The organism is Streptococcus sp. 27098_8_103, assembly GCF_041432345.1.
Classification (GTDB): domain Bacteria; phylum Bacillota; class Bacilli; order Lactobacillales; family Streptococcaceae; genus Streptococcus; species Streptococcus mitis_BV.
In genome coordinates, this window is record NZ_JAPVZK010000048.1 from 1 (window position 1) to 7,380 (window position 7,380).

General features: G+C 41.4%; 6 protein-coding genes and 1 tRNA gene. 4 read left to right on the forward strand and 3 right to left on the reverse strand.

The window, feature by feature from the left end; translation table 11 throughout:
* The 3 genes from gatD to O3599_RS09655 all read right to left on the reverse strand — a co-directional run.
* On the reverse strand, positions 1-780 hold a 780-nt coding region (gene gatD, locus O3599_RS09645; RefSeq protein WP_261017722.1), incomplete at its 3' end, for a lipid II isoglutaminyl synthase subunit GatD.
* Complete coding sequence (gene murT / locus O3599_RS09650) at positions 780-2,123, reverse strand: lipid II isoglutaminyl synthase subunit MurT (protein WP_261017723.1); 1,344 nt, start codon at positions 2,121-2,123, stop codon at positions 780-782. The genes murT and gatD, both read right to left, overlap by 1 nt.
* Before the next feature lie 248 nt (positions 2,124-2,371).
* Entirely contained in the window at positions 2,372-3,688 is a 1,317-nt protein-coding gene (locus O3599_RS09655; RefSeq protein WP_004255717.1) for an FAD-containing oxidoreductase, read from the reverse strand.
* A gap of 329 nt (positions 3,689-4,017) precedes the next feature.
* On the opposite strand from O3599_RS09655, the gene O3599_RS09660 reads away from it, so the two are divergent.
* The 4 genes from O3599_RS09660 (at position 4,018) to O3599_RS09675 (ending at position 7,369) form a co-directional block, all read left to right on the forward strand.
* A complete protein-coding gene (locus tag O3599_RS09660) occupies positions 4,018-5,583 on the forward strand; it encodes a DEAD/DEAH box helicase (RefSeq protein ID WP_371512722.1) in 1,566 nt (521 codons plus the stop codon).
* 256 nt (positions 5,584-5,839) lie between these two features.
* A complete protein-coding gene (gene codY, locus O3599_RS09665) occupies positions 5,840-6,628 on the forward strand; it encodes a GTP-sensing pleiotropic transcriptional regulator CodY (protein WP_000940721.1) in 789 nt (262 codons plus the stop codon).
* Entirely contained in the window at positions 6,628-7,203 is a 576-nt protein-coding gene (locus O3599_RS09670; protein WP_265493548.1) for a cysteine hydrolase, read from the forward strand. The genes codY and O3599_RS09670 overlap by 1 nt, the downstream gene beginning before the upstream one ends.
* Before the next feature lie 80 nt (positions 7,204-7,283).
* Positions 7,284-7,369: transfer RNA gene (locus tag O3599_RS09675), tRNA-Leu, on the forward strand.
* Positions 7,370-7,380 lie beyond the last annotated feature (11 nt).

Below are 7,380 nucleotides of genomic sequence, written 5' to 3' on the forward strand. Positions count from 1 at the left end.
AGAAAAGTCAGCCTTGCTTTTCACGTCGCTGTATTCCTCAGCGATTTCTTGGCTGAGAATGTCCTCATAGGCAGGGAGTTGGATGTCCTGACCATATTTTTTCTTGAGGGCAGTAGTAACTAGGCGATAAGCTAGATTGGCATTACGAGAGAGGATAGGCCCGTGGAAGTAAGAACCAAAGACATTTTTATAATGAACGCCTTCGCCGACCTTTTCTTCGTTATTTCCATTTCCATAGACAACCTGTCCCAGTGGTTTTTGATCATCTGAGAGGAAGGTACGGCCCTGATGATTCTCAAATCCATAGTAGGTTTCATTGAAATCTTCATTATGAATCTTGATGTCACCGATAAAACGGTTATTGGTCTGGTTGAGGGTGTAGTGGCCCATGACCCCTAGTCCTTCGATACGTCTCCCTGAAGCTTCAACATAATATTGACCCAATAGTTGGAAACCACCACAGATAGCCAGAACTACACCGTCGTTTTGGATGTAGTTGTCAATGTTCTCTTTTTTAGCAGGTAGGTCGTCAGCAATGATACTTTGTTCAAAGTCTTGACCGCCTCCGAAAAAGGCGATGTCGTAGTGATTTTCGTCAAAGTCATCATGAAGTGAAACGATGTCAACGGTCACATGGGCCCCTAGTTTTTCAGCCACATACTTGAGCATGAGGATATTGCCATTGTCCCCATAGGTATTCATAAGATTTCCGTAGAGGTGGGCAATGTTGAGCTGATAAGGGTAATTGCCATCTTTTGAGGAAAGTGAAGTATAAACCATTAGTTCATCTCCTTTCTAACAATCTGACGACTAGCCAGCAGTTCACGAAATTCCAGCATAGCAGTATAGGTAGCTAGGATATAGGCATGCTTGCAGTCTTGCTTCTCAATGGTTTTGAGAACTTGCTCCAGACTACTTGTTTCAGTGATTTTCTCAGCTGGATAGCCTGTCACTCGGAGACGACGTGCAATTTCAGAATGCCGAACACCGCCAGCATTGATTTCAGGAATGTCCATGTCAGTGATTTGTTCAAAATCCGCATCCCAGATCCAGCTAGTATCAATACCGTCTGCATAGTTGGCATTGAGGAGGACAGATAGGCTAAATGGATAAGGAGCTAGTTTAATCATTTCGATAGCTTGGGTTGCACCAACTGGATTTTTAATCAAGACAAGGGTGCATTCCTTGTCCCCGATATGGAAGGTTTCCTGGCGTCCAAAGACAGCACGGCTCTTGTCAAATCCCTGCTTGATGAGTTGCGAATCTGCACCGAGGAAACGGGCGATAGCAACTGCAGCTAGGGCGTTGTAGATATTGTAGAGACCACCGATTTGAATACCGTATTCTTGTCCGTCAATGACAAAGCGAGAGCGATTGTTGGTCAACTCAACTAGTTCTGTCAAGCGATAGTTGAGATCAGGACGTTTGCAGCCACAATTTTCACAGATATAGGCCCCCAAGTTGGCATAGGTATTGTGCTCATATTTGAGGATGCTTTGACAGTCGGGACAGAGAATCCCTTCAGTATTGTAGTGAGCCAGTTTGGCTGGTCCTTTTTCCAAGTCAAAACCAAAATACTCTACAGGATTTGGAATAGCTGGCTTGTAGAAAAGAGGGCTATCACCATTTAGAAGAACAGTGGCTGTAGGCACCTTACGAATGGCATCCAAAATCATCTTATAAGTTGTGTAAATCTCACCATAGCGATCCATCTGGTCACGGAAGATGTTGGTGATGACAAAAAGGCTTGGCTGGATATAGTCACAGATACGAGATAGGCTGGCTTCATCGATTTCGAGGACGGCAATGTTTTTCCCAGTTTTAGAAGACTTGGCTGTTAGGAAGGTTGTTGCAATCCCTGTAATCATGTTGGCACCGCTTGGGTTAGTAAGAACCTGACCATAAACCTCTTTTAAAATGCCGACAGTCAGGGCAGTTGTTAGGGTTTTTCCGTTAGTTCCAGTGACCACGACAATCTCGTAGTTCTTAGCAAGGTTTTGTAAAATATCTTTATCAAATTGAAGGGCAAGTTTTCCTGGGAGTGTACTTCCACGGCCAAGACGGCTTAAAATGAAGTGAGAAGAGCGCCCAGCAAGAAGGCCCAAGGTAGTTTTTAATTTCATGTTTCTATTATATCATAAAAGAGGGAAAAGACAGATTTGATACTCAATGAAAATCAAAGAGCAAACTAGGAAGCTAGTCGTAGGTTGCTCAAAGCACTGCTTTGAGGTTGTAGATAGAACTGACGAAGTCAGTAACATATATACAGCAAGGCGAAGCTAACGTGGTTTGAAGAGATTTTCGAAGAGTATGAGATTTAGCAGAAACAAAAACAGCCCCGATAGGGCTGTTAGATACGATTAAACTCAACTTAAATCGCAAACAAGTCATTCAAGTTCTCAGCCAAGGTTGGGTGAGTGAAGATTTGTTTTGTGAAGTAAGTGTAAGGAATTTTGTTGTCCATAGCAACAGTGATGATGTTGATGATTTCTTGAGAACCTTCTGAGAAGATGCTTGCTCCAAGAATTTCTTTTGTTTCAGTATTAACAACAGCTTTGAAAGCTCCGCGAAGGTCTCCGTTTACGTGACCACGAGGCATTGCTGCAACAGGGATTTCTTTCACTGCGTATGGAAGTTTCAAATCAGCTGCTTGGCTTTCAGTCAAACCAACTTGTGAAAGTGCAGGTGTGATGAACATAGTATTTGGTACATTGAGACGGTCTTCAAGTGTGTAGCTGCCATCTCCAGCAAGGTAGCTGTAAACAACACGGAAGTCATCAAGTGAAATGTAAGTAAATTGAAGGCCACCGTTGACATCTCCAACTGCAAAGACACCAGGAACGTTTGTTTGACAATGTTTGTCTACTTTAATAGCACCACGTTCAGTTAGTTCAATATCTGTATTTTCAAGTTGAAGTGGTTCTACGTTTGGTTTACGTCCTGTTGCGTAGAGAAGGGCATCGAAACGGTAAGTTTCGTTTTCAGTCACAACGAGCACTTGGTCACCGTCGTTTTTGATTTCAGTAGTACGGATATTTTGAAGCAATTCAATACCGTCTTCTTCCATGTATTGTTTAGCAAGAGCTGCGATGGAAGGTTCTGCACGAGGAAGGAAAGTATCCAAGGCATCTAGGACTGTAACCTTGCTTCCAAGTTTGTTGTATAGGCCGGCAAATTCAAGACCGATATTTCCACCACCAAGGACTCCAAGGTTTTCAGGTAATTTGTCCAAGTTTTGGATACCTGTTGAGTCAAAGACGTTTTTGCTTGTAGCAAGTCCAGGGATTGGCAAGACGTTTGAAACAGCACCAGTGTTGATGACGATTGTTTCAGCAGTCAGTTCTTTCTTTTCATCACCAGCTTGGATTTCGATGACTTTATTTGAAAGGAAGTGAGCTTCCGCATCAAAGATATCGACGCCTGTACCAGCAACAGTCGCATAGTTTTTACCGTTGAGGCGACTAGTGATAGTGTTTTTGGTAGCAATCACTTCTTCAAAAGACAAGTCTTTCTCAGCAGCAACCAGCAAAGTTTTAGTTGGGATACAACCGATGTTTATACAAGTTCCACCGTACATAGCTTTGCTACGTTCAACGAGGGCAACTTTTTTACCAGCTGAAGCCAATTTACCTGCTAGTGTTTTACCAGCTTTACCAAATCCGATAACGATTAAATCATAAGTTAACATTTAGAGTTCCTCCTATTCGAATTTCATTCTAGCACAAGAAAAAAACTTTTGCACAATTCTGCTACGCTTTAAAAAAGTTTATGAAATAGTGGAAAGTTTAACTTTATTTTCTCAGAAAAATCGTTTACATGACTTTATCGATGGATTAGGCTATCTTTTGCTTCTCTCTTGTGTTATACTAGATAGGTTGCAAAGAAAACAGTACTTTTCTTTTGTGGAAAAGAAGCAACACGATTTTATATCCAGTATATGAAAATACGTCATAAAAAGAAAAGTATATACTAAGCGCTATAGGATGGCTTCGCACCATCTTTAGAAAGAAGAAAAACGTGAAATTTAATGAATTTAACTTGTCTGCTGATTTGTTAGCAGAGATTGAAAAAGCTGGATTTGTAGAAGCCAGTCCTATCCAAGAACAAACTATTCCCTTGGCTCTAGAAGGCAAGGACGTTATCGGTCAAGCTCAGACTGGTACAGGGAAAACAGCGGCCTTTGGCTTGCCAACCCTTGAAAAAATCCGTACAGAAGCAGCAACTATTCAAGCCTTGGTCATCGCTCCAACTCGTGAACTCGCTGTTCAAAGTCAAGAAGAACTCTTCCGCTTTGGTCGTAGCAAGGGAGTGAAAGTTCGCTCAGTTTACGGTGGTTCCAGCATTGAGAAACAGATTAAAGCCCTTAAATCGGGTGCCCACATCGTGGTCGGAACACCAGGCCGTCTCTTGGATTTGATCAAACGCAAGGCTTTGAAATTGCACGATATTGAAACCCTCATCCTTGATGAAGCGGACGAAATGCTCAACATGGGCTTCCTTGAAGACATCGAAGCTATTATCTCTCGTGTTCCTGAAAGTCGTCAAACTCTACTCTTTTCAGCAACCATGCCAGATGCTATCAAACGTATCGGTGTTCAGTTTATGAAAGAACCTGAGCATGTCAAGATTGCTGCTAAGGAATTGACAACAGAATTGGTTGACCAATACTATATTCGTGTTAAAGAACAAGAAAAATTTGATACCATGACTCGTCTTATGGATGTGGAACAACCAGAACTTGCTATCGTATTTGGTCGTACCAAACGTCGTGTAGATGAATTGACTCGTGGTTTGAAAATCCGTGGCTTCCGTGCAGAAGGAATTCATGGAGACCTAGACCAAAACAAACGTCTTCGTGTCCTTCGTGACTTCAAAAACGGCAATCTAGATGTTTTGGTTGCAACAGACGTGGCAGCGCGTGGTTTGGATATTTCAGGTGTAACTCATGTCTATAATTACGATATTCCACAAGATCCTGAAAGTTATGTTCACCGTATCGGTCGTACAGGTCGTGCTGGTAAATCAGGTCAATCGATTACCTTTGTTGCTCCAAACGAAATGGGTTACCTTCAAATTATTGAAAACTTGACTAAGAAGCGCATGAAAGGTCTTAAACCTGCAAGTGCAGAAGAAGCCTTCCAAGCTAAGAAACAGGTTGCACTCAAGAAAATCGAACGTGATTTTGCAGATGAGACAATCCGTGGCAACTTTGAGAAATTTGGTAAGGATGCTCGCAAGTTGGCTGCTGAATTTACTCCAGAAGAATTGGCCATGTATATCTTGAGTCTGACTGTCCAAGATCCAGATAGCCTTCCTGAAGTGGAGATTGCGCGTGAAAAACCACTGCCATTTAAACCATCAGGTAATGGCTTCGGTGGTAAAGGTAAGGGAAGTCGTCGTGGAGATGACCGTCGTGATCGCGAACGCCGTGGCAATGGTCGCCGTGATGATTTCAAAAACGGCAGTCGTGGAAATGATCGTTATGATAAGGAAAAACGTTATCGTAAGGATAATAAAAAACCACGCAATACTTCAAGTGAAAAGCAAACAGGCTTTGTTATTCGTAACAAGGGCGATAAATAAGAAAAAGCGGTTCAAAACGAATCGCTTTTTTATATAAGGAGACCGAATGGAAAAAGAAAGATAAATAAAATAGATATATTATCTTCTTGTAATATTATAATACACAAAAATAAGGGGCTTGTCAATAGAAAAGAAGCAATTTAATTAAAAATATTCTTGTTTTTTCAAATTGCAATTAAATAAGCAATTTTCAGATAATAATTGAAAATTCAAGCTGTTTATGTTATAATGATAGCGATTAAATTCGAGGTGAAAAATGGCACATTTATTAGAAAAAACTAGAAAAATTACTTCTATCCTGAAGCGCTCAGACGAGCAGTTGCAGGAAGAACTTCCCTACAATGCGATTACCCGTCAATTGGCTGATATTATTGACTGTAACGCCTGTATCGTTAATAGCAAGGGACGTCTCCTTGGCTATTTTATGCGTTACAAAACCAATACAGATCGTGTAGAGCAATTCTTCCAGACTAAAATTTTCCCGGATGATTACATTCAAGGTGCGAACATGATCTACGATACAGAAGCCAATCTGACAGTTGATCATGATTTAAGTATTTTCCCTGTGGAAAGTCGTGCCGACTTTCCTGATGGCTTGACGACTATTGCACCGATTCATGTGTCAGGGATTCGTTTAGGTTCTTTGATTATTTGGCGCAATGATAAGAAATTCGAAGATGAGGACTTGATCCTTGTTGAGATTGCCAGTACCGTTGTTGGGATTCAGCTTCTCAACTTCCAACGTGAAGAGGATGAGAAAAATATCCGTCGCCGTACTGCTGTTACCATGGCGGTCAATACCCTTTCTTATTCAGAACTCCGTGCTGTTTCAGCAATTTTAGGGGAGTTAAACGGAAATGAGGGACAGTTGACTGCGTCAGTGATTGCAGACCGTATCGGTATTACCCGTTCTGTGATCGTTAATGCTCTTCGTAAACTTGAGTCTGCTGGGATTATTGAAAGTCGCTCACTTGGAATGAAGGGAACCTACCTTAAGGTCTTGATTTCAGATATTTTTGAAGAAGTGAAGAAAAGAGATTACTAATGACTAAGGCTTTGATTTCGATTGATTATACAGAAGATTTTGTGGCTGATAGTGGAAAATTGACAGCAGGTGCTCCAGCTCAGGCAATTTCAGATGCCATTGGCAAGGTGACTCGGTTGGCTTTTGAAAGAGGAGATTACATCTTCTTTACCATCGATGCTCATGAAGAAAACGATTGTTTCCATCCAGAAAGTAAATTATTTCCTCCTCACAATTTGATTGGAACTAGTGGACGGAATTTATACGGAGATTTGGGGACCTTTTATCAAGAGCATAGTTCAGACAGTCGTGTCTTTTGGATGGATAAACGCCATTACTCTGCTTTTTCAGGGACTGACCTGGATATCCGTTTGAGAGAGCGTCGAATTTCTACAGTTATTTTAACCGGAGTTTTGACGGATATCTGTGTCCTGCATACAGCTATAGATGCCTATAATCTAGGATATGACATCGAGATTGTTAAACCGGCTGTTGCATCTATCTGGCCTGAAAATCATCAATTTGCCCTAGGTCATTTCAAAAATACACTTGGAGCTAAGTTAGTAGATGAAAATCTAAATGAAATTTCAGAGTAATTTATTTGATGAAATGAAAAAAATTGAAAAAAAGTGTTGACAAGGATCCCAAAAGTTGATATACTAGTAAAGTAATCGACGCGGGGATGGCGGAATTGGCAGACGCGCAGGACTAAGGATCCTGTGACCGCTTTAGGTCGTGAGGGTTCAAGTCCCTCTCTCCGCATAGGATAAGAG